Consider the following 26,968-nt stretch of genomic DNA (forward strand, 5'->3'; position numbering starts at 1 on the left):
CCGTGAACTTCGCCGTATACCGGGATCTGCTGCGCATCCGCTCCGTTCGCATGCTGTTGATCGTCGGCATGATCGCCCGCTTCCCCCACTCCGCAGCGGGTGTCCTACTGACACTGCACGTCGTGCAGACCCTCGATCGAGGCTACGCCGAAGCGGGTGCCGTCGCTGCCGTCGTCACCATCGGTATCGCCGTCGGAGCTCCCTGGCGCGGGCGGCGGATCGACACGGTCGGGCTGCGTCGGGCGCTCATCCCGTCCGTCGTCGCCGAAGCGGCCATCTGGTCGATCGCCCCACACCTGTCCTACCAGTGGCTCCTCGTCGCGGCACTCGTCGGCGGGCTCTTCACCCTTCCGGCGTTCTCCGTCATCCGGCAGGCGCTCGGCGTGTTGGTGGAGGGCGACCGGCGTCGCACGGCCTTCACCCTCGACGCCATCTCCACCGAGGTCATCTTCATGGCCGGGCCGGCGGTCGGTGTCGTGTTGGCGACGCAGGTGTCGACCGTGCTCGGACTGACACTCGTCGGGCTCGCCACGGCATCTGCCGGCCTCTTCCTGATGTGGTTCAATCCGCCGACCCGCTCGGGGCAGCGTCCCGACGGGGGAACGGTGCCGGCTGCGGCGCCCTCAGGAGTGGGCGAAGCCGCAGCCGACCTCATCGGCTCGCGCGACGCCGGTACCGGGGGCGGACTCGGGGTATCACTGTTCCGTCGCGGGGTACGGAACGCATTCCCCTGGCTGACGATCCAGCTCGTCGTCGTCATGGTCATTGCTGCGGGCGCGGGCCTCGTGCTGTCGGGCTCGGAGGTCGGGATCGTCGCCGCCCTCGAGCTCTCCGGCAACGAGAGTCAGCTCGGGCTCGTGTTCGTCGCCTGGTGCGCGGCGTCCGTCGTGGGCGGCCTGGTGTACGGCGCACTGCATCGGCCCGTGGCACCCGCGGTCCTGCTCATCGGCATGGGGGTGCTGACGCTGCCGATGGGGTTCGCCGACAGCACCCTGTCACTGGCACTGCTCTCCATCCCGGCGGGCCTGCTCTGCGCTCCTGTACTCTCCGCGGCCTCGGAGAAGGTCGCGGATCTCGTCGCCGAGGAGCGGAGGGGCGAGGCGATGGGCTGGTACGGGTCCGCGCTGACGTCCGGGGTGGCGCTCGGCGCTCCGGTCGCCGGCGTGCTGATCGACCTGACGGGTCCCTGGGGCGGTTTCACCGCGGTCGCCGTGGTCTCCGCGCTGATCGGCGTGGTCGGACTCGCCGCACGGAACCTCGGTGGCCAGGGCATCGCGGCCAAGCACACGCACGCAGGGCGCTAGTCGCCCGGAAGGACGGCCGGGCGCAGAGCTGCACGAAGAGGTGGGGTGGCGAAGGCGACACCCGAAGGCCGGTGCGCGGAAGCGCTGAGCGCAATTCAGCTCGGGGAATCGGCGCCCGAACGCGTCGGGCGCCGCCGGAAGTCAGTTGACGGGGCCCGTGTACTTCTCGCCCGGCCCCTGGCCAGGAGGGTCCGCGATGATGGACGCTTCGCGGAACGCGAGTTGCAGGGACCGGAGGCCGTCGCGCAATGGACCGGCATGCTGTGACCCGATCTCGGGCGCAGCCGCAGTGACGAAGCCGGCAAGGGCCGTGATCAGCTTGCGCGCCTCGTCGAGGTCCTTGAGCTGCTCTGCGTTCTCCTCGTGTCCGAGGCCGCACTTCACGGCTGCGGCACTCATGAGGTGGACGGCCGACGTCACGATGACCTCCACCGCGGCGACCTCGGAGATGTCGCGCATCTGCTGGCGAACGTCCTGCTCCGCGTCGGACGCGGCGACCCCTTGCTCCTGCTCCTCTGCGAAGCTGCGACGGGAAGCCGCTGCGGCCCCGTCATCGAAAGAGGCCCCGTCATCGAAAGACTGGTGCGGATTGTCGTGTGGAGTGTTCATACTGGTAAGCTTGGCATAGACCAACCGGTCGCTGTTACTCGTCGTGCTCCGTCAGGAGCTCCGGGGAAGGCGCCGGGATGCAAGCGGAGACCTCTCCCACCCGCGTTTGCCTGGTGCGCCCTTGGACGCATTGCAGGTAGCCGGGTCACCTGGTCGGTCATGATGATGATCGCGCAGGAAGCTCAGTGCTTCCGCCCATCGTTCATGGCTGTCCGTCGAGGCCTTCGATTGCGCATGCAATGGGAGGCCTTCTTTCGTCTGCAGGCGGTTCCAGCTTGAGAATCCACAGGAGTCACACATTAGCGAGCCAAGAATCAATGATCGTATCCGCGTTCCCGAGGTGCGGTTGGTCGGACCTGCCGGCGAACAGGTAGGAATCGTCCGTATCGAGGACGCGCTCCGACTTGCCGCCGAGTCCGACCTGGATCTGGTCGAGGTAGCACCGCAGGCAAAGCCTCCGGTCGCCAAGCTCATGGATTTTGGTAAGTACAAGTACGAAGCCGCTGTAAAGGCGCGCGAGGCACGGAAGAACCAGACCAATACGGTGCTGAAGGAAATTCGTTTCCGCCTCAAAATCGACACCCACGACTACGAGACCAAGCGTGGGCACGCGATCCGCTTCCTCGGAGCTGGTGACAAGGTCAAGGCCATGATCCAGTTCCGCGGGCGTGAGCAGCAGCGGCCCGAGATGGGCATCCGCCTGCTGCAGAAGTTCGCCGATGACGTTGCAGAAGTCGGAGTCGTCGAGTCCTCGCCGCGCATCGACGGACGCAACATGGTCATGGTGATCGGTCCCACCAAGAACAAGGCGGAAGCCAAGGCGGAGGCACGCCGCGAGACCCAGCGCGCCGAGGCGAAGGCTGCCAACGAAGCCGCCAAGACAGGCGGTGACACCAGGCGTGTCGACACCTCCGGCGATAGCGGTGCCCCCCTGACGCAGTCCCTCGCGGATCTGCTGCCCGAGGGCTACGCGATCAGGAGCGAGCCAGAGGCTGCTGTGAAGGAGACGCCCGTGCAGGCGGCGCCCGCCGAGGACGCTCCTGTCTTCGAGATGGCTCCTGCTGCGGAGACTCCGGCGGCTACGAGGCCCCCGGCCCAGGCAGCACCCGCGGCGGCTTCGGCGCCGAAGGCCGCACCGGCCCGGTCCTCGTCCGCTCCGCGGTCGACGGCATCGCGTCCGGCCGCAGGGCGCCCCGCGGCGTCACGGCCGGCCGTCGATCGGTCGGCCGCTGACCGTCCGGCGGTGTCACGCCCGGCGGCTGCTGCTCCGGCACCGAGGCCCGCGACAGCTGCACCCGCGACACCGGCTTCGCCTGCCGCACCCTCGGCCGCCAAGCCGGCCGCGGCACCGAAGCCGGCGGCCACAGCCAAACCTTCGGCCATGCCGAAGCCCGGAGCGCCGAAGCCGTCGGCGACCCCCAAACCTGCCGGCAGGACAGCTCCGACAAAGAGCCCTACCAGCCGTCCCAAGCCCGGAAGCACGGACTAGGGCTCCGGCCCGCTCCCTACGGGTACGTACGAAAACCAGCAGGCACCTCCGGGTGCCGAATTCCGGGTGCAAGCGCCCGGCCAACTGAAGGAGATCGGTTCCCATGCCGAAGATGAAGACCCACAGCGGCGTCAAGAAGCGCTTCAAGCTGACCGGTAGCGGCAAGCTCAAGCGCCAGCAGGCGAACCGCCGCCACTACCTGGAGCACAAGTCCTCGACGCTGACACGCCGCCTCGCGAGCGATCAGATCGTCTCGAAGGCCGACACCAAGGTCATCAAGAAGATGCTGGGCATCTAACCACCAATCCACCCCTCGGGAAAGCGCCGCGTGAACCGTGCAGCGCTGCGGCTGCGGCCGTGACCGAAGAAGAACAAAAGGAGTACGCACGTGGCACGTGTGAAAAGGGCAGTCAACGCCCACAAGAAGCGTCGGGTCATCCTCGAGCGCGCCAAGGGTTACCGCGGCCAGCGTTCGCGCCTGTACCGCAAGGCGAAGGAGCAGCTGCTCCACTCGTTCGTCTACAGCTACGGTGACCGCCGCAAGCGCAAGGGCGACTTCCGTCGCCTGTGGATCCAGCGCATCAACGCTGCATCCCGCGCCAACGGCCTGACCTACAACCGCCTCATCCAGGGCCTCAAGGCCGCCGAGATCCAGGTCGACCGCCGCATGCTCGCCGATCTTGCCGTCACTGACGGCGCCGCATTCGCTGCGCTCGTCCAGATCGCCAAGAACGCCCTGCCTGCCGACACCTCGGCTCCGCTCAAGGCTTCGGCCTAGGCTATTCGGCTGTTGCAGGCCGGCGGCCCGCGCACCCGTACATGATGAGTGAGGACGGACGCCCCCAGGCGCCACTGATGACCAACACCCAGGCAGACCGGGTGAAGGAGGTGGCACGCCTGGCCGGGCGTCCGTCTCGTTTAAGGCGCCGCGAGTTCCTCGCCGAAGGGCCTCAGGCGGTGCGCGAAGCCCTTCGCCTGCACCTCGATCGCCGAGTGAGCGGCGGTGATGTCGGCGGTGATGTCGGCGGTGATGTCGGCGGCCGTATCGTCGTCGATGTCTATGCGACGCAGGATGCGCTCGATCGGCATCAGGACATAGCAGACCTCCTCGCCCTGAACGGTTCGCCCGACGTCCGTCGGGTGAACCCGGACGTGCTGGCCGCGATGTCGTCGACCGTGACCCCGCAGGGCTTCATCGCGGTCTGCACCTTCGTCGACGTCACGCTGGACGATGTGTTCGCCACCGCCCCGCGCCTCGTCGCCGTGCTCGTCGAGGTTCGCGACCCTGGCAATGCGGGAACGATCATCCGCGCTGCCGACTCCGCGGGCGCTGACGCCGTCATCCTGACCAGTGGCAGCGTGGACCCCTACAATCCGAAGACCGTGAGGTCCACCGTGGGGTCGCTGTTCCACCTTCCGCTCGTGATCGGGGTAGAGCTCGAGGGCCTCATCGAGAGGCTGCGGGACGCCGGGATGACGGTCCTCGCCGCGGACGGGTACGGTGCCACGAGCCTTGATGACCTCCAGGACACCAGCGCCGCGCGCAGGTTCGCCACGGTCCAGGAGCCGGTCGACAGCGGAGCGCAAGGACGCGAACTCGGCGCCCAAGCCGCCGAAAGGCCGGACGCCGCCGTCGCTGGAACCGCAGGCCCCGCGGTCCCGCGGCTGGAGAATGCCAGTGCGTGGCTCTTCGGCAACGAGGCCCAGGGGCTCCCGGACGAGGTGACCGCTGCCGCAGATGCGCGCGTCGCCGTTCCGATCTACGGGCAGGCGGAGTCGCTCAATGTCGGCACTGCTGCCACGGTGTGCCTGTACGCTTCAGCGCGCGCGCAACGCCTCCGCTGACCTGACTTCGCTCGACGTCGGAGTGTCCATCGCGGCACGACGGCGTTCCAGCTTTCCGCTGGCAAGGGCGACCCCCAGCCCGAGTAGGGCGAGGATCGCTCCCACCGTGGCAGGAGCGGTGAACCCCCAACCCGCCGCGATGACCGCGCCACCGAGGGCCGCACCCAAGGCATTGGCTGTGTTGAGCGCGGAGTGGTTCAGTGATGATGCGAGCGAGGGCGCACCAGGGGAGACGTCCAGAAGGCGGGCCTGAAGGGGAGGAATGAGCATCGACCCGCTCGTTCCCACCAGGAAGACGAAGAGACACGCGCTCCACGGTCGGGTGGCCGCGAGGGGAAACAGCACCAGGACGGCCGCGATGGCAGCCATGACGCCGTAGATGCTTCCCATGATGGACCGGTCGGCCAATCGACCGCCCAGGATGTTGCCGACCACCATGCCGATCCCGTACAGCGCGACCACGAGGGGCAGCAGGGACGTGCTGAGTCCCGCGACCTCCGTCATGAGCGGCGAGACGTAGGAGTAGACGGCAAAGAACCCGCCAAACCCCACGATGCCGATCAGGAGGGTCATCCAGAGCTGCACACGACGCAGGGCACTCAGCTCGCGGCGGATGCTCGCGCCGGCCCGCACCGGTATGTCCGGTACGAAGGCCCTGACCAGGACCAGCGTCGCTGCGCCGATCAGGCCGACGAGAAGGAACATCGAGCGCCAACCGAACTGTTGCCCGAGCCAGGTGGCGAAGGGGACACCGATCACGTTGGCGATGCTGAGGCCGAGCATCACCATCGAGATGGCCCTGCCGCGCCGTGCGGGATCCGCGAGTGACGCGGCGATGACGGCGGCGACGCCGAAGTAGGCGCCGTGCGGAAGACCGGACAGGAACCGCGAGGCGAGCATCCAGCCGAAACCGGACGCGAAGAAGGACGAGAGGTTGGCGAGGGTGATGACCAGCATCAGGGCCAGTGCGACCGCGCGCTGGGGTTTCTTCGCACCGAGGGTGGCGAGGACAGGGGCGCCCACGACCACTCCGAGCGCATAGGCGGAGATCACGTGCCCTCCCTGCGCGTAGTCCACGCCGAGATCCGCCCGCATCTCCTCGAGCAGGCCCATGATGGTGAACTCGGTCGTACCGATGGCGAACCCTCCTACGGCGAGTGCGCCGATCGCTAGGACGAGGCGGCGTCCCGAGAGGCGCTGCGCGGGGGTACCCCCAGGGTTCGGAGAAGTACCGGTGGCGGACAGTCCTGTGCTCGACGGGGGAACGGGGGAACTCATCGGAATGTCCTTGCGGCGGAAGGTGAGGGGCGGGCTTGTCGCCGGTCGGCCCCGCGGCAGGGTGGGGTGGGCGGCGACGCGGACGTCGTCGTCGTCCTTCCAGCCTAGGCGATAGGTCAGGCAGTCGCGGATTGTGCAACCACTTGCGGGCGCGAAAGGCGATTGCAGGCGAATAATCAGCAGTCTTACGATCAGTGGACGAGATTCGGTTGAGCAGCGGCCTCTCGTACCTTCTGCTCAGGAGTTCCACATGACATCAGGTACGCGTTCCACGGCCAGCGGTGCAGGGGTCGTTCCTGCGCTCGTCGACAGGGCCACCTCATGAGGACGTTCGGCGTGGAGGAGGAGTTCCTCCTGGTCGATGCGGACACGGGGCAGCCAGTGCCGCTCGGGCAAAAAGCCTTCGGTCAGTGTTCCGACGACCGCGTCACGTGCGAGATCAAGCAGGAACAGATAGAGACCGGTACCCGTCCCCACGATGACGTGAACGATCTCGCCATGGACATCGCGCGGTGCCGTGCCCTCGCCGACGAGGCGGCGATACGCGTAGGAGCGAGGGCTGCAGCCCTCGCTACCTCCCCGCAGCCGGCGAACCCGCTCGCGACGCCCGGCACCAGGTACGAAGTGATGCAGGACAGGTTCGGCCTGACGGCGAGCGAGCAACTGACCTGCGGCTGCCACGTCCATGTATTCGTCGAGGACGACGACGAGGGCGTCGCCGTGCTGGACCGCATCCGTGCTTGGCTGCCCGTCCTGCTGGCGCTCTCGAGCAATTCACCGTTCTGGTACGGCACGGATACCGGGTACGCGAGCTATCGCTCGCAGGCGTGGAGCCGCTGGCCGATGACAGGCCCCTCCGACGTCTTCGGCAGCCCTGAGCGATATCACGCCTCGGTCCGGAGCCTGCTGGACACCGCTGTGCCCGTGGACCTCGGACAGATCTATTTCGACGCCCGGCTCAGCCACCACCACCCCACCGTGGAGGTACGGGTCAGCGACGTCTGCCTGTACTCGGACGACGCCGTCCTCATCGCACTGCTGACCCGCGGACTCGTCGAGACCGCCGCGCGCGAATGGCGGGCGGGCACGGCCCCACTCGATGTGCCGACCACCACCGTGCGAATGGCGTCCTGGCGCGCGGGCAGGTTCGGCATGGACGGCAACCTCCTGCATCCCCTCGAGGCGAAACCCCGGGACGCCGCATCCGTCGCGTTCGCACTCCTGCGCTACGTGCAGCCGGCCCTGCAGGACCACGGTGACGCCGAGATAGCGGAATCCCTGCTCCGCCAACTGCTGGCGCGCGGGACGGGCGCGAGACGCCAGCGGGCGGCGCTGCTGCGCAGGGGAGACCTCGCGGATGTCGTTGCCGATGCGATCCGAGTGACGAACCTGGGAAGGGTCGGGCTGGCGGACCACCACGAGGCGGCACCCCGAGCGTCCCTCCGGACACTCGCCAGGGTGGCCGGCTGGGGCCGGGCGAGCGCCTCCTGAACCGGGGCTACCGCGCCAGCGGCTACAGGCATAGAACGATCGACTATGGAACGAAGAGATGGGATCACGCCATGGGTTGGACACCGCATCCATTTCAATTGCCGCAGAGCGAGCACCTGCGCGAGGACATCAATCTGCCACAGGAGCCGGAGAACGAGAGCGCCGCGGAGTTCTCGGAGGAGACCTACACCTCCACAGAGCTGAACGCCGGTCAGCAGGTACCAGGTTTGAGCCCGCATGGCGAGTACCGGCGGGGCGACAACCCGGAACACCAGACCGCGCCCACGGGGGACAAGCTCGCGTCACCGGAAGAAAGCTGAGAACCCGTCGGTCCGGGTGGAGCCGCGGGCTCCATCGATAGACTCGACTGGTGACGCAACCAGCACCCAGCCAGCTCCTCCAGATCGTCGGAGCGGCCGTCGTCGACTCCCTCGAGGACCCGACCGCACTCCTCGTTGCCCGGCGGACAGCCCCGCCACAGTTTGCCGGGATGTGGGAGTTCCCGGGAGGGAAGGTCGAACCCGGGGAGACCTGCGAGGAGGCGTTGCGGCGCGAACTCGAGGAGGAACTGGGCATCGAGGCCACTCTGGGCGCAGAGATCCCGGGCCCGGATGCGCAGGGGTGGCCCCTGAACGAACGTGCCGCCATGCGCGTGTGGTTCGCCGAGGCGTCGGCCGGTCGAGCGGAACCCCTCCAGGATCACGACGAACTGCGGTGGGTGCCGCTGCATCCGGGGCAGGAGCTGGACGCGCTTCCCTGGATTCCCGCGGACCGGCCGATCCTTGCCGCGCTACTGGACGCCTGCGCGGTGGACGAGAGAGCCGGACCCATCGCCGCTCGGCCTAGAACAATGAGGACTGGACCGGACCGTGCGGCGCAGGACTCCCGCTGAGCGTCGGAACGGGCGCTGCTGCCGGTTCCGACGCTGCCGGTTCCTTCGCAGGCGACAGGTTGCGGAGGAACCCGGCACCTGCCGTGAGCCTGTGTTTCTGCCGGAAGACCCTGACGCGTCCCGACAGCCACTCCCGGTACTCCTTCGACGCGTAGCTTCCACCGCCGTAGAGCTGCTCGTACTTCGGGACCAGCAGCGGATGATGGGCGGACAGCCACTGCATGAACCATTCGCGCGACCCTGGCCGGAGGTGCAGTGGGCCGGCGCTCACGCCTGTCGCCCCTGCCGCCGCGAGCTCGCCGAAAAGCCGATCGAGCGACTCGTCGCCGTCCGTGAGCCAGGGCAGGATCGGCATTGCCATGACGCCGCATGGCAGCCCGGCCTCCCGGAGCCGGGAGATCAGTGCGAGCCGCGCTTTGGGTGCGGGCGTGCCGGGTTCGATCGTTTCGGCAAGGACGGGATCCACGAGGGCGAGCGAGATTCCCATGCCGACCGTGACCGACTGCGCAGCGGCCTTCAGGAGGGGGATGTCCCTGGCCAGGAGCGTGCCCTTGGTGAGGATGGAGAAGGGAGTGCCGGAATCCGCGAGTGCGGAGATGATGCCCGGCATCAGCCGGTATCGTCCCTCCGCCCGCTGGTACGGGTCGGTGTTCGTTCCGAGGGCGACATGCTCGCGGTGCCAGGACGGGCGGGACAGTTCCCGCCTCAGTACTTCGCCGGCATTGATCTTCACGACCAGTTGAGCGTCGAAGTCCAGGCCGGTATCGAGGTTCAGGTAGCTGTGCGTCTTCCGGGCGAAGCAGTAGACGCATGCGTGTGAGCAGCCGCGGAACGGATTGATGGTCCAGGAGAACGGCATCGACGATGTAGGGGGCACCTTGTTGAGCACTGACTTCGCCGTCACCTCGTGGAAGGTGATCCCGGCGAAGTCCGGTGTTCGCACGGTCCGTACGAGTCCGGCAAGAGGTAGGAGGGCGGGCACGACCGCCCCGCCGTCGTCCGTGAGCTTCTGGCCTTCCCATCTCATGGTGTCATTAGAACACGTGTACTAATAGCCTGTCACGGCGCGCCGGGACGAACGCCTAGGCTGGAACCATGATCCTGCTGACCGGTTTCGAACCCTTCGGCGGCGAGGCCACGAATCCGTCCTGGCAGGCTGCGCGGCTCGCAGCCGACCTGCTGTCCGCGGAGGGGATGCCGGCGGCCGCCGTGGAAGTTCCCTGCGTCTTCGGGAGGAGCGTCGAGGTGCTCGCCCAGGCCGTCGAGGACCATCGACCCGAGATCGTGCTGTGCGTCGGGCAGGCGGGTGGGCGCGAGCGCATCTCCATCGAGCGCGTCGCCATCAATGTCGACGACGCCAGGATTCCCGACAATGCCGGCCGGCAACCCATCGACGAACCAGTGGTTCCCCGGGGCCCGGCCGCCTACTTCTCGACGTTGCCGATCAAGGCGTGCCGCGAGGCGGTGGCACGCCTGGGCATCCCGGTCGAGGTGTCGCAGACTGCGGGGACCTACGTCTGCAACCACATCTTCTACGGGTTGATGGACCTTCTCCAGCGCCGTGATGGTGTCCGCGGTGGCTTCGTCCACGTCCCCTTCTCTCCGGAGCAGGGGAGTGCCCACGGGCAACCGGGGCTCGCCATCGAGCACATGGCCGCGGCCCTCGTGGCCGTCGCCAGGACGACGGCCGGGACCACCACGGATACGCGCGTCACCGCCGGCGCGGAGCACTGACCCGCGAGGAGCGCCCAGCCCTTCGCGAGGTCCAGGCGGCCTGGGCGGCGCGGATGCTCTCGGCGAGTGGCCGCACCGGCTGCTCGAGGTAAGCGCCGTCGGCGAGCCCTGCGCGGCGCTCGAAGATGTTGCGCGAGGCAGGATCTCCCGTCCGCAGGAGGGAGTAGACCGCGGCCAGCAGGTACGCGGGAAGAAAGGGCAGTCCGAGGCACGCGGCGTACTGGCGCGTGTGCCGCGCCTCGTGCTCCAGCAGGCGTGCGAATCCAGCGGTACTGTCCCGGGGGACAGTACCGCGCATCAGCACCACGCTACCGACGGTGAAGGCCCGGGCCCTGGGCAGGCGACGGCGGTAGCCCTGCGCCAGGATGATGCCGTGCGGGCCCGTGGTCACGCTGCAGCCTGACAGGGTTGCCAGGGCGAGGCCGCACGGTGTCGACAGGTTGATCCAGTTGAGCAGCGGCACGAGCCTTGGACGCATGCCGTCATCGTAGGGCACCCAGCAGCGTCCTACGAGGGGAGGAGGGCTGCGGGAGCATCCCGGTTGCGGTGCCGCCGAGCGGGTCGCCTAGACTTGACCCGCCGGTGCGCCCACGCTGCGACACGGCGTTTTCCTGTCCCCGGCCCGGCCTGCCCGCAGACCGTCCGCCGCACACCGAGAGTGCAAGGTAAGCAATCCCCATGTCCGAATCCCCCCACGCTGGGCCAGGCGGCCCCGACGCCCAGGTGCCCGATCCACTGGACGCCGCGTCGGTCACCGCTGCCGTCGACGCAGCGCTCGCCGACATCGCGGCTGCAGCCGACCTCGACGCGCTGAAGGCGGTCAGGATCGCGCACACCGGGGAGAAGTCGCCCCTGAGCCTCGCGAATCGGGGAATCGGCGCCCTCCCCAAGGAGCAGAAGTCGGCGGCGGGCAAGAACATCGGACCGGCGCGTGGCCGGATCAACCAGGTGCTCGCCGCCCGGGCGACCGAACTCGAAGCGGAGCGGGACGCGCGGATCCTCGTCGAGGAGGCAGTCGACGTCACCGCCGCACCCCACCGTCGCCGGATTGGTGCCCGCCACCCGCTGTCCACGCTGCAGGAGCGCGTCAGCGACGTCTTCGTGGGCATGGGCTGGGAGATCGCCGAGGGTCCCGAACTCGAGTCGGAGTGGTTCAACTTCGATGCCCTGAACTTCAAGCCCGACCACCCTGCCCGCGAGATGCAGGACACCTTCTTCGTCGAACCTCCCGAGGCCCACCTCGTGCTGCGCACGCACACCTCACCCGTGCAGGTCCGCTCGATGCTCGAGCGCGAGCTGCCGATCTACGTGCTGTGCCCGGGCAAGGTGTTCCGCACCGACGAGCTCGACGCGACGCACACCCCGGTGTTCCACCAGTTCGAGGGGCTGGCCATCGACAAGGGCCTCACCATGGCCGATCTGGTCGGCACACTGGAGCACTTCACGCAGCAGCTCTTCGGTGATGAGGCCAAGGTCCGGTTGAGGCCCAACTACTTCCCCTTCACCGAGCCGAGCGCGGAACTCGACATCTGGCACCCGGGCGCCAAGGGTGGGCCTCGGTGGATCGAGTGGGGTGGCTGCGGCATGGTCAATCCCAACGTGCTCCGTGCCACCGGTATCGACCCGGACGTCTATTCCGGTTTCGCCTTCGGAATGGGGATCGAGCGGGCGCTCATGTTCCGCAACGAGGTCAGCGACATGCGCGACATGATCGAGGGCGATGTACGTTTCAGCGAACACTTCGGGATGGAGATCTAGTGAGAATCCCACTGTCCTGGCTGCGCGAGTACGCAGCCGTACCCGCGGATGCGACCGCGGAAGACGTGATGGCCGAGCTGGTCAAGGTCGGTCTGGAGGAGGAGGACGTCCACCGTCCCACCGACGAGCTGAAAGGCCCGATCGTCGTCGGGCAGGTCCTCAGCCTCGTCAAGGAGCCGCAGTCCAACGGCAAGACCATCAGCTGGTGCCAGGTGCGCGTGGTGCCGGAGGGCGCCGAGCAGACCCTGACCGGTGACGGGATCGATCCGTCGGGTGTGCAGGGCATCGTGTGCGGCGCCCACAACTTCGTCGAGGGCGACAAGGTCGTCGTGACGCTGCCCGGTGCGGTCCTGCCCGGTGATTTCCGCATCAGCCCCCGCAAGACCTACGGCCACGTGTCGGCCGGCATGATCGCATCGGTGCGTGAACTGGGCATCGGCGACGACCACGACGGCATCCTCGTGCTCTCGACCCTGGGGCTCGATCCGGAGGTCGGCACCGATGCCTTGGACCTGCTCGGCCTGTACGACGAGGCCGCGGAGATCAACGTAACCCCTGACCGTGGCTACTGCTTCTCCATCCGCGGAGTGGCGCGGGAGTACGCGCACGCCACGGGAACGCAGTTCACCGATCCCGCCGCCGTCGTCGCCGTGCCGCAGGCGAGGGGTACCGGTTATCCGGTGCGCCTCGAGGACACGGCGCCGATCTATGGCAGGCCGGGGTGCGACAGGTTCGTTGCCCGGACGGTACACGGCGTGGATCCGTCGCGGCCGACGCCGCCGTGGATGTCGGCGCGCCTCCGGCTCGCCGGCATCCGGTCGATCTCACTCCTGGTCGACATCTCCAACTACGTGATGCTCGAACTCGGCCAGCCACTGCACTTCTACGATTTCGACGCGCTCTCGGGTGACATCGTGGTGCGGCGCGCGACGGCCGGGGAGACGCTGCGCACCCTCGACGACCGGGAGCGCGTCCTCGACCCCGAGGACCTGCTCATCACCGATGCCTCCGGCCCGATCGGCATCGCAGGCGTCATGGGTGGCGCCGCCACCGAGGTCTCTGACAGCACGAGCAGTGTCCTCGTCGAGTCCGCCCACTTCGAGGAAGTGGGCATTGGCCGTTCCCGACGCCGCCACCGGCTGCCCTCCGAGGCATCCAAGCGCTTCGAGCGCGGCGTGGACTGGAACGTCGCGGGCGTCGCGGCCCAGCGTGCCGTGGAGCTGGTCCTCGAGCTCGCGGGCGGAACGGCCGACGACGCCGTCACCGACGTGGGTCAGGCGCCCGAATCCCGCGTCATCGAGCTCGCCGCCGATTTCCCCGCACGCCTGATCGGCCGCGAATTCACCGATAAGCAGATCAGGGGGGCGCTCACCGACCTCGGTGCGACCGTGGACACCGTCGACGGCGGCTACCGCGTCACGGCACCGAGCTGGCGGACCGACCTCGAGACGCGAGAGGACCTGACGGAGGAGATCATCCGCCTCGTCGGGTACGACACCATCCCTTCGACCCTGCCCGTGGCGCCTCCCGGCCGTGGCCTGACGCGCGTCCAGCAGCAGCGCCGACGTCTCCTCAACGCGCTCGCTTCGGCAGGGCTCACGGAGGTGCTGTCCTACCCGTTCGTCAGCGAGAAGGCCAACGGCGTCTTCGGGCAGCCGGAGGAGGGACCTGCGGCTCGCTCGGTGAAGCTGGCGAATCCCCTCAGCGCCGAGCTCGGCCACCTGCGCCGGTCCATCCTGCCGGGCCTCGTCGAGCTCGCCAAGCGCAACCACTCGCGCGGCTTCCGTGACCTGGCGCTGTTCGAGTCCGGCGCGGTGTTCCTGCCGGGCGAATCCCTCGGGACGACGTCGATCCCGCCGCTCGGGATCAAGCCCGACGACGACGTCCTCGATGCTCTGTACGCCGGTATCCCGGACCAGCCACAGACGATCGCCGCCCTGTTCACGGGTCACGACGTGGCTCCCTCGGCCGGCGTCACGCCCCGCGCGTGGGACTGGGCCGATGCCGTCGACGTCGTGCAGTTCATGGCGGAGGTCACGGGCGTCGACGTCGTCGTGCGGCAGGGCAGCCACCAGGCGTTCCACCCGGGCCGCACGGCGGAGTTCTCGCTGCGCAGCGGCGAGGTGCTGGGCTACGCCGGGGAGCTCCACCCGAAGCTGATCGCGGCACAGGACCTTCCCGCCCGGACGGTCGCCCTCGAGATCAACGCGGACCTGCTCTTCGACGCCGCAGCCGACGTCATCGTCGCGCGGCCGCTCTCCACCTATACGCCGGCAACCCAGGACGTGGCGCTCGTCGTCGAGTCCGGAGTGGTGGCGGGTGACGTCCTCGACACGCTGCGCGAGGGGGCGGGCGAGCTCCTCGAGGACGTCAGCCTCTTCGACGTGTACACGGGCGAGGGCATCGGCGAGGGCCGGAAATCGCTGGCGTTCGCGCTCCGGTTCAGGGCACCTGACCGCACGCTCACGGCGGAGGAGGCCAGCGCCGCTCGTGACGCCGCAGTAACGCTTGCGGCCGACCGGTTCGGCGCCGTCCAACGCTGACACCGGGAGCCCGCCACGACCGAAGGCCCGTCCACACCGTCCGTGTGGGCGGGCCTTCGGCCGTGCGGGGCAGGGGTCAGGGGATGAGCAGCACCTTGCCGGTGGTCCGCCGCGCCTGGAGGTCCTCGTGCGCCCTGGCCGCGTCGGCGAGCGGGTAACGGGCGCCGATCCGGACGTCGAGGTGACCGGCGGCGACGGCGCCGAAGAGTTCCTCGGAGCGCCAGCGCCGTTCCTCGGGCGTGAGCAGGTAGTGCGCGAGGGTGGGGCGGGTGACGAAGAGCGAACCGCCGCTGTTGAGGCGCTGCACGTCGAAGGGCGGCACTGCGCCGGAGGCCGCCCCATAGACCACGAGCGTGCCGCGAATCCGCAGGGAGCGTAACGACTTCTCGAACGTCGACCTGCCCACGCCGTCGAACACGACGTCGACCCCTGTGCCGTCCGTCAGGGTCCGCGTCGCTTCGGCGAAGCCGTCGTACCGCAGGACCTTATCGGCGCCGGCACGGCGCGCCAGGTCCTCCTTCTCGCGCGTGGACACCGTGGTGATCACGCGCGCGCCCTTGGACTTGAGCAACTGGATGAGCAGCAGGCCGACGCCGCCGGCTCCCGCGTGGAGCAGCACCGTGTGGTCGGGCTGGACCTGGAAGGTGGAATTGATGAGGTAGTGCGCGGTCATGCCCTGCAGTGGCAGCGCTGCTGCGGTCTCGAGGTCCACGCCGTCGGGTACCGGTAGCGCCTTGTCCGCGTCCACGACGGCGAACTCCGCGTAGGTCGCCCTGCCCTCCGCGAATGCGATGCGGTCGCCGGGCGCAAAGCCCGCCGCGCCCTCGCCGATCTCCTCGACCGTCCCGGCTGCCTCCGCCCCCGGCGTGAAGGGGAGCTCCACGGCGTAGGCACCGCTGCGCTGGTAGGTCTCGATGAAGTTTACTCCGGCGGCGGCGACCCGCACCAGGAGCTGGCCCGGCCCGGGCACGGGGCGGTCGACCGTCTGGAGCGTCAGGACGTCCGGGCCGCCGGGTTCGGCGACGACGATGGCAGAGGGCATGGGGCAGGTCCTTTCGGTGGCGTCCCATCATGCTATTCCCGAAGCTGGCCAGGATGCATGCATAGTTATGTGCCACACTGCATACCTTTGCTGTACGCTGGAGCACATGACGTTCTCCGCAGCAGTATCGGGCGCCAGCGGCTACGCCGGGGGCGAGCTCCTGCGCCTCCTGGCCAACCACCCGGACATCGAAGTGGGGGCCATCACGGCCCACAGCAACGCCGGATCGCGCCTCGGCACCCTCCAGCCCCATCTCCTTGCGTTGGCGGACCGGGTGCTGCAGGAGACCACGCCGGAGGTTCTGGCCGGACACGACGTCGTCTTCCTCGCACTCCCGCATGGCGCCAGCGCCGAGGTCGCGGCCCAGCTGTCGCCGGAGACGCTCGTGATCGACGCCGGGGCGGACCATCGCCTCGAGGATCCCGCCGCGTGGGAGAAGTTCTACCAATCGGCGCACGCCGGCGCCTGGCCGTACGGCCTCCCGGAACTGCCGGGCCGCCGCGCGGAACTGGTGGACGCCCGCCGCATCGCTGTGCCGGGCTGTTACCCGACGAGCGTCCTCCTTGCGCTCACGCCCGGCTTCGCCGCGGGGCTCCTCGAGCCCGACGACGTCGTGGTCGTGTCGGCGTCCGGCACCTCCGGCGCGGGCAAGGCCGCGAAGCCCCATCTGATCGGGGCCGAGGTGATGGGAGGCATGAGCCCGTACGGTGTCGGCGGCGGACACCGCCACACGCCGGAGATGGAGCAGGGCCTGAGCCTCGCCGCGGGCGAGCGCGTCTCGCTCTCCTTCACCCCGACGCTCGCGCCCATGGCCCGGGGCATCCTGACGACGGCGACGGCCAGGGCGCGCCCCGGTGTCGGCTATGCGCAGTTGCGCGAGGCATGGGAGCTGGCCTATGCGCAGGAACCCTTCGTGAGGATCCTGCCGGAAGGGCAGTGGCCCGCGACGAAGTCCGTCCTCGGCTCCAACTACGCGAGCCTCCAGCTCGCCTTCGACGACCATGCCGGGCGGGTCATCGTCAGCAGCGTCATCGACAACCTCACCAAGGGAACTGCCGGCGGAGCCGTGCAGTCCATGAACATCGCCCTCGGACTCGACGAGACCGCAGGCCTGAGCATCCAGGGGATCGCACCGTGAGCATCACCTATCCGGGCGGGTTCCGGGCCGCCGGAGTTGCCGCCGGGCTCAAGAGCACCGGCAAGCCCGACGTCGCGCTCGTCGTCAATGACGGGCCCCTATATAACGCCGCCGCCGTCTTCACCTCCAACCGGGTGGCGGCTGCGCCCGTGCTGTGGTCCCGGCAGGTGGTCTCGGACGGGCGCGTCGACGCCGTCGTCCTGAACTCGGGGGGTGCCAACGCGTGCACCGGCCCCGAGGGATTCCAGAACACGCACAGGACGGCCGAGGTCACGGCCGAACTCCTCGGCGTCTCGGCGGGCGACGTCTTCGTGTGTTCGACCGGCCTGATCGGCGAGCAGTTGCCGATGGACAAGCTCCTGGCCGGAGTGACCGACGCCGTCGGGTCGCTCGGCAGGGGAGGGGGACCGACCGCGGCAGAGGCGATCATGACGACGGACACGGTGCCCAAGGAGGCGCGCTACCCGGCGACGGCGGATTCCGCGAGCGAGGGGTACGCGATCGGCGGCATGGCCAAGGGTGCCGGTATGCTCGCACCCGGTTTGGCGACGATGCTCGTGGTCCTGACGACGGACGCGGCACTGGACCCCGCGGCCCTCGACGCCGCGCTGCGGGAAGCGACCCGTGTGAGCTTCGACCGCACCGATGCCGACGGCTGCATGTCCACCAACGACACCGTCGTGCTGCTCGCGTCCGGTGCCGCCGGCATAGCACCGGACCAGGCCCAGTTCACCGCGGCCCTGACCGACGTCTGCCTCGACCTCGCCGCGCAGCTCATCAACGACGCCGAGGGCGCCAGCCACACCATCGCGGTACGGACCGTCAACGCAGCGTCCGAACGCGATGCCGAGACGGTCAGCCGCGCCGTCGCCCGCTCAAACCTGTTCAAGACCGCGATCTTCGGCAACGACCCGAACTGGGGTCGTGTCCTCGCAGCGGTCGGCACGACGGACGCGGCCTTCGAACCGGACCGGCTGAACGTGTCGATGAACGGCGTCCAGATCTGCCGGAACGGCGGCATCGGCGACTCCCGGGACCTGGTCGACCTGACCGGGCGGGACGTCACCGTCGAGATCGACCTCGCGGCCGGAGCCGCGAGCGCGACGATCTGGACCAACGACCTCACGCACGAGTACGTGCATGAGAACTCGGCCTACTCGAGCTGAAGGGGGAGACATGACCGGCACGGGAACCGACACGGACACAGGGCCTTCGGTCTCGACACTCAGGGCGCAGGACAAGGCAGCGACCCTGATGGAGGCGCTGCCGTGGATCCAGCGCTTCGCCGGGACCACGATGGTCGTCAAGTACGGCGGCAACGCCATGGTGAACGAGGAGATGCGCCGCGCTTTCGCGGAGGACATCGTCTTCCTCCACCACGTAGGCATCCGTCCCGTCGTGGTGCACGGCGGCGGTCCGCAGATCAACGCGATGCTCGGGAAGCTGGGCATCCAGTCCGAGTTCAAGGGTGGTCTGCGCGTCACCACTCCCGAGGCCATGGACGTCGTCCGCATGGTCCTGACGGGGCAGGTGGGCCGTGAGCTCGTAGGCCTCATCAACTCGCACGGGCCCTACGCCGTCGGCTTGTCGGGGGAGGACGGCGGCCTGCTCCGCGCCGTCCGGACGGGCACCGTCGTCGACGGCGAGCCGGTGGACCTCGGTCTCGTCGGCGAGGTGACCGCGGTCCACCCGGGCGCGATCCTCGACATCCTGCAGGCGGGGCGCATCCCCGTGATCTCGACCGTCGCCCCCGAGTACGACGCCGACGGCGAGGCGACGCAGCAGGTGCTCAACGTGAACGCCGATTCCGCCGCTGCAGCGCTCGCCGCCGCGCTCGGAGCGTCGAAGCTCGTGATCCTCACCGACGTCGAGGGCCTGTACGCCGCGTGGCCGGACCGCTCGTCGCTGATCTCCTCGCTCTCGGCGGCTCAGCTCCGCGAACTCCTGCCCAGCCTCGAATCGGGCATGATCCCCAAGATGAAGGCGTGCCTGCAGGCAGTCGAGGCCGGTGTGGAGCGCGCGCACATCGTGGACGGGCGGCTTGCCCACTCGATGCTGCTGGAGACCTTCACCACCGCGGGCATCGGAACGCAGGTGGTGCCCGACGCCGCCGGCGGGACTCGTGCGGGATCGGACCGCGCCACGGCTCCCTCGACACCAGCGGACGCACACACCACCTTCAGCGCAGGAGCTTCGTCATGAACGGGACCAGCATCGCCACCACGGGCAGGCATGCCGCGGAGCCCTCGGCAGCAGGTGACGGCAGGGTGGACCTCCTCACCGGTGGGGATTCCGGTACGGCCTGGCTCGCCCGGTACAACGGAGCGCTCATGGGCGTGTTCGGCACGCCGCAGCGCGTGCTCGTACGAGGCTCCGGCTGCCATGTCTGGGACGCGGACGGGAACCAGTACCTCGATCTCCTCGGCGGGATCGCCGTCAACGCCCTGGGCCACGCGCACCCCTTCGTCACCTCCGTGATCTCCAGCCAGCTCGCCACCCTCGGGCATGTCTCGAACTTCTTCACGAGCCCCACGCAGGTGGCGCTCGCCGAGAAGCTGCTGGCCCTCTCGCAGGCCCCGTCCGGTTCGGGCGTGTTCTTCACGAACTCGGGCACGGAAGCCGTCGAGGCCGCCTTCAAGCTGGCCCGCCGGAACAGCACGCCCGAGCGGCACCGCATCATCGCCCTCGAGGGCGCCTTCCACGGCCGCACCATGGGCGCACTCGCCCTGACGTCGAAGCAGGCATACCGCGAGCCGTTCGAGCCGCTCCCGGGCGGAGTCGAGCACGTGCCGTTCGGCGACATCGACGCGCTCCGGGCAACCCTCGACGGCACGGTGGCCGCGCTCGTCATCGAACCCATCCAGGGTGAGGCGGGAGTCCGCCCGCTCTCCGCCGAGTACCTCCGCGCAGCGCGGGAGCTCACGCGCGAGCACGGCGCGTTGCTCATCCTCGACGAGGTCCAGTCGGGTATCGCCCGGACAGGCCGCTGGTTCGCGCACCAGTGGACCGACGGCGTGGTACCGGACGCCATGACCCTCGCCAAGGGACTCGGCGGCGGTTTCCCGGTCGGCGCGCTCGTCACGTTCGGCGAGGACGTCTCGACCCTGATCACGGCAGGCCAGCACGGCACCACCTTCGGCGGCAACCCGGTGGCGACGGCGGCGGGACTCGCGACGCTGCACGCCCTGGAGGCGTCCGGCGCCCTGCAGCGCGTGTGCGACGTCGGCGCCCACGTCCGTTCGCGCCTCGCCGGGATCGAGGGAGTCACCGCCGTCCGGGGCGAGGGGCTGCTGATCGGGTTCGACCTCGACGGCGATCACGCGCCGGCTGCAGTGCAGGCTGCGCTAGCTGCAGGATTCATCATCAACGCGACCGGTCCGTCGACCATCCGCCTCGCTCCGCCGCTCATCCTCACCATCGAGCAGGCCGAGACGTTCCTCGACGCCCTGCCCGCGATCCTCGCCACCGCCCTGACCACCGCCCGGGAGGCAACAGCATGACGCGCCACTTCCTCGTCGACACCGACCTCACGCCCGCCGAGCAGGCCGAGGTCCTCGACCTCGCCGCCGAACTCAAGGCACGCCCCTACTCCCACGCCCCGTTCGCGGGCGAGGGGGCCGGCTGCAAGACGGTCGCCGTGATCTTCGACAAGACGTCGACCCGCACGCGCGTCTCCTTCGCGGCCGGGATCGCCGACCTCGGGGGAGTTCCACTGATCATCGGCGCAGGGGATTCGCAGCTCGGGCACAAGGAGTCGATCACCGATACGGCGAAGGTCCTCGAGCGGATGGTCGCAACGATCGTCTGGCGCACCTATGCGCAGGCGGGACTGGAGGAGATGGCTGCGGCGTCGAGCGTGCCGGTCATCAACGCCCTCTCCGACGACTACCACCCGTGCCAGCTGCTCGCGGACCTCCTCACCATCCGGGAGCACAAGGGAGCCCTGGCAGGGTTGACGATGACCTATCTCGGGGACAGCGCCAACAACATGGCGAACTCCTACCTCCTGGCCGGCGTGACGGCGGGCATGCATGTGCGCATCGCCGGGCCGGAGGGCTACCTTCCCGACCCGGCCGTCGTCGCCGCCGCCGAGGAGCGGGCCGCCGAGACCGGCGGATCGGTCCTCGTCACGTCGGACGCCGCTGTCGCCCTTGCCGGTGCCGACGTCGTCGCCACCGACACCTGGGTGTCCATGGGACAGGAGGACGAGAAGGCGGCACGGCAGGAACTCTTCCGCTCCTACGCCGTCGACGCGGCGGCCATGGCGAAGGCCGCCCCGGACGCCGTCGTGCTGCACTGCCTGCCCGCCTACCGCGGCTACGAGATCGCCGCGGACGTCATCGACGGTCCCCAGTCACTCGTATGGGACGAGGCGGAGAACCGGCTGCATGCGCAGAAGGCGCTCATGACATGGCTCGTCGCCCGGTCGGCCGGCTCGAGCCGGTCGGTGCCGCTCGAGGGGGAGGGACCCTCCGCATGACGGTGCAGCGCGATTCGACGCGGCCCACCACGAAGACGGCCCGTCACGCACGGATCACCGACCTGCTCACGGCGCAGTCCGTGCGTTCCCAGGCGGAGCTCGCGACGCTGCTCGCAGCGGACGGCGTGCAGGTCAACCAGGGGACGTTGTCCCGCGATCTGGTCGAACTCGGCGTGGTGCGTGTCAGGGGAGCCGATGGAGCGCTCGTCTACGCGGTGCCCGTGGAGGGAGGCGGTCGCCACGTGCAGAGCGGTGTCTCCCAGGAGATCCTCGACGCGCGCCTCGCGAAGCTGTGCAACGAACTGCTGGTGACCGCCGAGTCGTCCGGGAACATCGTCATCCTGCGCACTCCGCCCGGCGCCGCGAACTTCCTCGCCCTGGCCATCGACCATTCCGTGATGCCGTCCATTCTGGGAACCATCGCGGGGGACGATACCGTGATGCTCGTCAGCCGGGACGTCGACGGCGGGGCGGCCGTCGCAGAGCGCTTCCTCGGGCTGGCCCAGGAAGCGCAAGGGGCCGGCGAACCGGCGTGAGGCCCGCGCCGCTACGCTGGCACAGAGCGGGCAGCGCTACCGCACGATGAGCCTCACGCGAACGACCACACACAGACCCACCACGACCACACAACCTCACGGGCGACAGCCCGGACCATTGAAGGAGCATATTCCGTGACCGAACGCATCGTCCTCGCCTACTCAGGCGGACTCGACACCTCCGTCGCCATCGGCTGGATAGCCGAAGCCACCGGCGCCGAGGTCATCGCCGTCGCCGTCGACGTCGGACAGGGCGGGGAATCCCTCGAGACCATCCGCCAGCGCGCCCTCGGCTGCGGCGCAGTGGAAGCCTACGTGGCGGACGCCCGCGACGAGTTCGCGACCGAATACTGCATGCCGGCCCTGAAGGCCAACGCGCTGTACATGGACTCCTACCCGCTCGTCTCGGCGCTGTCACGACCCGTGATCGTCAAGCACCTCGTCGCCGCGGCGCGTGAATTCGGCGCCACCACGGTCTCCCACGGCTGCACCGGCAAGGGCAACGACCAGGTGCGGTTCGAGGTCGGCATCCAGACCCTCGGCCCGGACCTGAAGTGCATCGCACCCGTCCGCGACCTCGCCCTCACGCGGGACAAGGCCATCGCCTTCGCCGAGGAGAAGGGCCTGCCGATCGAGACGACCAAAAAGAACCCGTTTTCCATCGACCAGAACGTCTGGGGCCGCGCCGTCGAGACCGGCTTCCTCGAGGACATCTGGAACGCCCCCACCAAGGACGTGTACGACTACACCGCGTCGCCCGAGTTCCCGCCCGCGGCGGACGAGGTGGTCATCTCCTTCAAGGAGGGCATCCCCGTCGCCATCGACGGCAACGCCGTGACGCCGCTGCAGGCCATCGAGGAGCTCAACCGACGTGCCGGTGCTCAGGGCATCGGCCGCATCGACATCGTCGAGGACCGTCTGGTCGGCATCAAGAGCCGCGAGATCTACGAGGCACCGGGCGCCATGGCCCTCATCGCCGCCCACCGTGAACTCGAGAACGTCACGATCGAGCGCGAGCAGGCCCGTTTCAAGAAGACCGTCGATCAGCGCTGGACCGAGCTGGTGTACGACGGCCAGTGGTTCTCGCCCCTCAAGCGCTCGCTCGACACGTTCGTCGACGACACGCAGAAGTACGTCTCGGGCGATATCCGCATGGACCTCCACGGTGGGCGTGCGACGGTCACGGGCCGCCGCTCCGACGTGGCGCTGTACGACTTCAACCTCGCGACCTACGACTCCGGCGATACCTTCGACCAGTCGATGGCGCGCGGCTTCATCGAGATCTTCGGCCTGTCCTCCAAGGTGGCGTCGAGCCGGGACCAGCGGGCGGGCGCCTGATGGTTCCAGCGCACGACGGCGTCGCGGACGCCGCAGCCAGGGGCGGAACGAACGAGGGTTCGCTGTGGGGCGGCCGGTTCGCCGGCGGCCCCGCCGATGCCCTCGCGGCCCTGAGCAAGTCAACGCACTTCGACTGGCGGCTGGCGACGTACGACATCGAGGGCTCCCGTGCGCACGCCCGGGTGCTGCACCGCGCGAACCTGCTCGACGACGCCGAGCTGGCGGGGATGCTGGACGCCCTCGATCGCCTCGACGCCGACGTGCGCTCGGGTGCCTATGTCCCGGCGGAGAGCGACGAGGACGTGCACGGTTCGCTCGAGCGCGGCCTGATCGAACGCGCGGGCGCGGCGCTGGGAGGCAAGCTACGTGCCGGCCGCTCACGGAACGACCAGGTGGCGACGCTGGGCCGCATGTACCTGCGGGACCATGCGAGGATCATCGCCCGGGGGGTCCTGGCGACGATCACCGCGCTGGTCGACCAGGCGGAGGCGCACCTCGAGGCGCCCATGCCCGGGCGTACGCACCTGCAGCACGCGCAGCCGGTGCTCCTGAGCCATCACCTGCTCGCCCATGCCTGGGCGCTGCTGCGCGATGTGCAGCGCCTGCAGGACTGGGACCGGCGCGCCGGGATCTCCCCCTACGGGTCCGGTGCCCTCGCCGGATCATCGCTGGGGCTCGATCCCGAGTCCGTCGCGGTCGACCTCGGATTCTTCTCCGCTACGCACAACTCCATCGACGGGACCGCAGCCCGGGACGTCTACGCGGAGTTCGCCTGGGTCGCGGCGATGATCGGGGTCGACCTCTCCCGCGTCAGCGAGGAGATCATCATCTGGGCCACGAAGGAATTCTCCTTCGTCACGCTCGACGACGCCTTCTCGACCGGATCCTCGATCATGCCGCAGAAGAAGAACCCGGACGTCGCCGAACTCGCGCGTGGCAAGGCCGGGCGGCTGATCGGTGACCTCACGGGTCTGCTGGCGACGCTCAAGGGTCTGCCTCTCGCCTACAACCGCGACCTGCAGGAGGACAAGGAGCCGGTGTTCGACGCCGTCGACACGCTCGAGGTCCTGTTGCCGGCCGTCTCCGGGATGATCGCCACGCTCGTCTTCAACACGGAGCGCATGGCTGCCCTGGCGCCGCAGGGGTTCGCTCTGGCAACGGACATCGCCGAGTGGCTCGTCCGGCAGGGGGTGCCCTTCCGCGAGGCGCACGAACTGTCCGGCGCGGCTGTCCGGGTGGCGGAGCGGCGCGGTGTCGAACTCTGGGACCTGACGGACGACGAATTCGCGGGGATCTCCGAGCACCTGACGCCCGCCGTGCGCGAGGTGCTCACGGTCGAGGGATCGCTGGCCAGCCGCGATGCCCAGGGCGGTACTGCTCCTGCCGCCGTCCGCCTCCAGCTCGCCGCGCTGAAGACGGAACTCGACGGCGTCGGAGGATACGCTGCAGGCTGATCCCGGCCTGCTCCCGGCCTGATCCTGGCGGGTGCGGCGCGGTTCCTGACGGAAGCGCGCCGCGCTGCACCTTCTCCATGGATGCCCGGCAGTCCGGCCGACGCTACGCCCGTCGCGAAGCCCCTTGCACGTGCGCGACGGCGGCCGCAGGGTGTGAGCATGCAGCCCACCGCCCAGCGTGCCTCCCTCCGGGAGTTCTTCCCCTACCTGAAGGGGCACGTGCGCGTCCTCCTCCTGGTCGCCGTCGTCTCCCTGATCTCGACCGGCCTCTCGATCGCCCAGCCGCTCATGGTCCAGCAACTCGTCAACGCCGTGTCGGCGAGTCGACCGGCCACGGTGTTCATCTGGTTCCTCGTCGCGATCACCCTCGGCGGCGCTGTCTTCGGGGCAGCGCAGTCCTACCTCCTGCAGCGCACGGCCGAGTCCGTGGTACTGGGTGTGCGCCGGTCACTGGTCCGGCAGTTGCTGGCCCTTCCCGTCCGTGAATTCGACCGCAGGCGTGTGGGGGACCTCATGTCCCGCGTCGGCTCGGACACGACACTCATGCGGAGCGTCATCACCTCGGGCCTCTTCGAGATCGTGTCGTCCATCCTGATGTTCTGTGCCGCCGTCGTCCTCATGGTGCTCATCGACCCGCTGCTGTTCGGCATCACGCTCTCGGCGGTCCTGCTCGGTGCAGGCGGCGTCCTGTTCCTCGGCCGCCTCATCCGCACGCGGAGCCGCGACGTCCAGGATGCCGTCGGGTCGATGACCGCCGCCGTCGAGCGCGGGCTCTCCGGCATACGGACGATCAAGGCGTCGGTCGCGGAGGAGCGCGAGGCAGCGGTGATCGACGGCGAGGCGACGAAGGCGTTCCGCGCCGGTATCGCGATGGCGCGCTTGCAAGCCGCGGTGCAGCCCATCATGTCCATCTGCGTCCAGGGTGCCTTCATCGTGGTCCTCGCCGTCGGGGGGATCCGCGTGGCCGGCGGCCAGCTGCAGCTCGGCGACCTGATCGCGTTCATCCTGTACCTGTTCCTCCTCGTGATGCCCATCGGATCCGCGATGAGCGCTTTCGTCCAGATCCAGTCGGGGCTCGCTGCGCTGGACCGCATCCAGGAGATCGCCCGCCTCGACCCCGAGCGGTCCGACGAGACCGGGCTCGTGCCCGCGACGCCGGCCGCCGGGCCCGGAGTCGACAGCTCGCCGGCGGCTCCCGTCGGCGGTGCCATCGAATTCCGTGACGTCAGCTTCCGGTACGCCGCCGGGGACGACGACGGGGCGTCACCAGCCGGGCCGGCCGGGGACGCCCCGTCCGGGGACGAGTCCCCGGAGAAGGGACAGGTGACCGGCCCGCCGGACCGCGGTCAGCTCGTGCTCGACGGCGTCACCTTCACCGTTCCCGCTGGTAGCAGGACCGCGCTCGTCGGACCCTCGGGAGCGGGGAAATCGACGGTTCTGGCTCTCCTCGAGCGGTTCTACGAGCCGACGGACGGCAGGATCACCTTCGGCGGCACCGGGCTGCCGGGTCTCCACCGATCCTCTCTCCGCTCACACATCGGGCTGGTCGAGCAGGAGGCGCCGGTGCTCAGTGGAACCCTGGCGGACAACCTGAGACTCGCCGCACCCGGCGCGACCGACGAGCAACTCCGACGCGTCCTCGCCGCCGTCGGGCTCGACGCTCTCGGAGACCGGTCCGACGACGGCCTCGACCTCAATCTGGGGGAGGACGGAATCCGGCTTTCGGGCGGCCAGCGCCAGCGCCTCGCCTGGGCCCGCGTGATCCTCGCCGACCGTCCTGTGCTGCTCATGGACGAGCCGACGTCGGCCGTCGATTCGCGGACGGAGCAGCTGCTGCAGCAGACCCTGGGGGAGGCATCACGGAACCGGACGGTCGTCGTGGTCGCGCACCGCCTCTCCACGGTGGCCGACTTCGACCAGATCGTCGTACTCGATCAGGGTCGCGTTGCTGCCGTGGGCACCCACGAGCAGCTCCTGCAGGACAGCGAGCTGTACCGCGACATGGCCGCGCGTCAACGCCTGGTCGCGCACGCATGA

General features: G+C 69.2%; 25 protein-coding genes. 20 read left to right on the forward strand and 5 right to left on the reverse strand.

Annotated features, from left to right (window positions below):
- Positions 1–2 precede the first annotated feature (2 nt).
- The gene (locus tag FDK12_RS10955; protein ID WP_137369596.1) at positions 3–1,304 is read left to right on the forward strand and encodes an MFS transporter; all 1,302 of its coding nucleotides are present in this window, start codon (positions 3–5) and stop codon (positions 1,302–1,304) included.
- Between the two features lie 141 nt (positions 1,305–1,445).
- Here FDK12_RS10955 and FDK12_RS10960 read toward each other — a convergent pair whose 3' ends face one another.
- Positions 1,446–1,913, reverse strand: coding sequence for a DUF1844 domain-containing protein (locus FDK12_RS10960; protein ID WP_137369597.1), 468 nt, complete (start codon positions 1,911–1,913; stop codon positions 1,446–1,448).
- Between the two features lie 340 nt (positions 1,914–2,253).
- Between FDK12_RS10960 and infC the strand changes: the two genes are divergently transcribed.
- From infC to FDK12_RS10980, 4 genes are all read left to right on the forward strand, one after another.
- A complete protein-coding gene (infC, locus tag FDK12_RS10965) occupies positions 2,254–3,402 on the forward strand; it encodes a translation initiation factor IF-3 (RefSeq protein WP_411266166.1) in 1,149 nt (382 codons plus the stop codon).
- 103 nt (positions 3,403–3,505) lie between these two features.
- A complete protein-coding gene (gene rpmI / locus FDK12_RS10970) occupies positions 3,506–3,700 on the forward strand; it encodes a 50S ribosomal protein L35 (protein ID WP_104118246.1) in 195 nt (64 codons plus the stop codon).
- Between the two features lie 90 nt (positions 3,701–3,790).
- Positions 3,791–4,180: a 50S ribosomal protein L20 gene (rplT, locus tag FDK12_RS10975; protein ID WP_055772447.1), complete on the forward strand. Its 390-nt coding sequence runs from the start codon at positions 3,791–3,793 to the stop codon at positions 4,178–4,180.
- A gap of 44 nt (positions 4,181–4,224) precedes the next feature.
- Positions 4,225–5,247: a TrmH family RNA methyltransferase gene (locus FDK12_RS10980; RefSeq protein WP_137369599.1), complete on the forward strand. Its 1,023-nt coding sequence runs from the start codon at positions 4,225–4,227 to the stop codon at positions 5,245–5,247.
- Here the strand turns inward: FDK12_RS10980 and FDK12_RS10985 are convergent.
- Positions 5,221–6,525: an MFS transporter gene (locus tag FDK12_RS10985; RefSeq protein WP_137369600.1), complete on the reverse strand. Its 1,305-nt coding sequence runs from the start codon at positions 6,523–6,525 to the stop codon at positions 5,221–5,223. The genes FDK12_RS10980 and FDK12_RS10985 overlap by 27 nt on opposite strands.
- 321 nt (positions 6,526–6,846) lie before the next feature.
- On the opposite strand from FDK12_RS10985, the gene FDK12_RS10990 reads away from it, so the two are divergent.
- The 3 genes from FDK12_RS10990 to FDK12_RS11000 all read left to right on the forward strand — a co-directional run bounded on the left by FDK12_RS10990 (position 6,847) and on the right by FDK12_RS11000 (position 8,908).
- A complete protein-coding gene (locus FDK12_RS10990; protein ID WP_137369601.1) occupies positions 6,847–8,016 on the forward strand; it encodes a glutamate--cysteine ligase in 1,170 nt (389 codons plus the stop codon).
- 98 nt (positions 8,017–8,114) lie between these two features.
- Entirely contained in the window at positions 8,115–8,336 is a 222-nt protein-coding gene (locus FDK12_RS10995; RefSeq protein ID WP_137369602.1) for a hypothetical protein, read from the forward strand.
- A gap of 50 nt (positions 8,337–8,386) precedes the next feature.
- Complete coding sequence (locus FDK12_RS11000; protein WP_137369603.1) at positions 8,387–8,908, forward strand: NUDIX domain-containing protein; 522 nt, start codon at positions 8,387–8,389, stop codon at positions 8,906–8,908.
- Here the strand turns inward: FDK12_RS11000 and FDK12_RS11005 are convergent.
- Positions 8,859–9,935, reverse strand: a complete 1,077-nt coding sequence (locus FDK12_RS11005; RefSeq protein WP_137369604.1) for an Rv2578c family radical SAM protein — start codon at positions 9,933–9,935, stop codon at positions 8,859–8,861. The two genes, FDK12_RS11000 and FDK12_RS11005, sit on opposite strands and share 50 nt — an antisense overlap.
- Positions 9,936–10,003: 68 nt before the next feature.
- On the opposite strand from FDK12_RS11005, the gene pcp reads away from it, so the two are divergent.
- Entirely contained in the window at positions 10,004–10,642 is a 639-nt protein-coding gene (gene pcp, locus FDK12_RS11010) for a pyroglutamyl-peptidase I (protein WP_137369605.1), read from the forward strand.
- On the opposite strand, the gene FDK12_RS11015 is transcribed toward pcp, so the two are convergent.
- On the reverse strand, positions 10,620–11,120 hold the full coding sequence (locus FDK12_RS11015) for a DUF4157 domain-containing protein (protein WP_137369606.1): 501 nt from the start codon (positions 11,118–11,120) through the stop codon (positions 10,620–10,622). The two genes, pcp and FDK12_RS11015, sit on opposite strands and share 23 nt — an antisense overlap.
- A 200-nt stretch (positions 11,121–11,320) precedes the next feature.
- On the opposite strand from FDK12_RS11015, the gene pheS reads away from it, so the two are divergent.
- Together pheS and pheT are read left to right on the forward strand one after the other, a co-directional pair.
- Positions 11,321–12,400 (forward strand): phenylalanine--tRNA ligase subunit alpha, encoded by a 1,080-nt coding sequence (gene pheS, locus FDK12_RS11020; RefSeq protein WP_137369607.1) that lies wholly within the window; start codon positions 11,321–11,323, stop codon positions 12,398–12,400.
- A complete protein-coding gene (gene pheT, locus FDK12_RS11025) occupies positions 12,400–14,943 on the forward strand; it encodes a phenylalanine--tRNA ligase subunit beta (RefSeq protein ID WP_137369608.1) in 2,544 nt (847 codons plus the stop codon). Before pheS ends, pheT begins: the two co-directional genes overlap by 1 nt.
- A gap of 76 nt (positions 14,944–15,019) precedes the next feature.
- Here the strand turns inward: pheT and FDK12_RS11030 are convergent, their stop codons facing one another.
- Entirely contained in the window at positions 15,020–15,985 is a 966-nt protein-coding gene (locus FDK12_RS11030) for a quinone oxidoreductase family protein (protein ID WP_137369609.1), read from the reverse strand.
- A 106-nt stretch (positions 15,986–16,091) separates the two neighbouring features.
- Between FDK12_RS11030 and argC the strand changes: the two genes are divergently transcribed.
- From argC to FDK12_RS11075, 9 genes are all read left to right on the forward strand, one after another.
- Positions 16,092–17,123: an N-acetyl-gamma-glutamyl-phosphate reductase gene (gene argC / locus FDK12_RS11035; protein WP_137369610.1), complete on the forward strand. Its 1,032-nt coding sequence runs from the start codon at positions 16,092–16,094 to the stop codon at positions 17,121–17,123.
- A complete protein-coding gene (gene argJ, locus FDK12_RS11040; RefSeq protein ID WP_137369611.1) occupies positions 17,120–18,289 on the forward strand; it encodes a bifunctional glutamate N-acetyltransferase/amino-acid acetyltransferase ArgJ in 1,170 nt (389 codons plus the stop codon). Before argC ends, argJ begins: the two co-directional genes overlap by 4 nt.
- A gap of 10 nt (positions 18,290–18,299) precedes the next feature.
- Positions 18,300–19,325, forward strand: a complete 1,026-nt coding sequence (argB, locus tag FDK12_RS11045; protein ID WP_137369612.1) for an acetylglutamate kinase — start codon at positions 18,300–18,302, stop codon at positions 19,323–19,325.
- Positions 19,322–20,623, forward strand: a complete 1,302-nt coding sequence (locus FDK12_RS11050) for an acetylornithine transaminase (protein WP_137369613.1) — start codon at positions 19,322–19,324, stop codon at positions 20,621–20,623. Before argB ends, FDK12_RS11050 begins: the two co-directional genes overlap by 4 nt.
- Complete coding sequence (gene argF / locus FDK12_RS11055) at positions 20,620–21,603, forward strand: ornithine carbamoyltransferase (RefSeq protein WP_137369614.1); 984 nt, start codon at positions 20,620–20,622, stop codon at positions 21,601–21,603. Before FDK12_RS11050 ends, argF begins: the two co-directional genes overlap by 4 nt.
- Complete coding sequence (locus FDK12_RS11060; RefSeq protein ID WP_137369615.1) at positions 21,600–22,139, forward strand: arginine repressor; 540 nt, start codon at positions 21,600–21,602, stop codon at positions 22,137–22,139. Before argF ends, FDK12_RS11060 begins: the two co-directional genes overlap by 4 nt.
- 135 nt (positions 22,140–22,274) lie before the next feature.
- Complete coding sequence (locus FDK12_RS11065) at positions 22,275–23,477, forward strand: argininosuccinate synthase (RefSeq protein WP_137369616.1); 1,203 nt, start codon at positions 22,275–22,277, stop codon at positions 23,475–23,477.
- Positions 23,477–24,931 carry an argininosuccinate lyase gene (gene argH / locus FDK12_RS11070; RefSeq protein ID WP_137369617.1) on the forward strand — a complete coding sequence of 485 codons (1,455 nt, stop codon included), beginning with the start codon at positions 23,477–23,479 and terminating at the stop codon, positions 24,929–24,931. Before FDK12_RS11065 ends, argH begins: the two co-directional genes overlap by 1 nt.
- A 159-nt stretch (positions 24,932–25,090) precedes the next feature.
- Positions 25,091–26,968: an ABC transporter ATP-binding protein gene (locus FDK12_RS11075; protein ID WP_189636331.1), complete on the forward strand. Its 1,878-nt coding sequence runs from the start codon at positions 25,091–25,093 to the stop codon at positions 26,966–26,968.

Origin of the sequence: Arthrobacter sp. NamB2 (assembly GCF_005281365.1) — a bacterium.
In the GTDB taxonomy this organism is placed as follows: domain Bacteria; phylum Actinomycetota; class Actinomycetes; order Actinomycetales; family Micrococcaceae; genus Arthrobacter_D.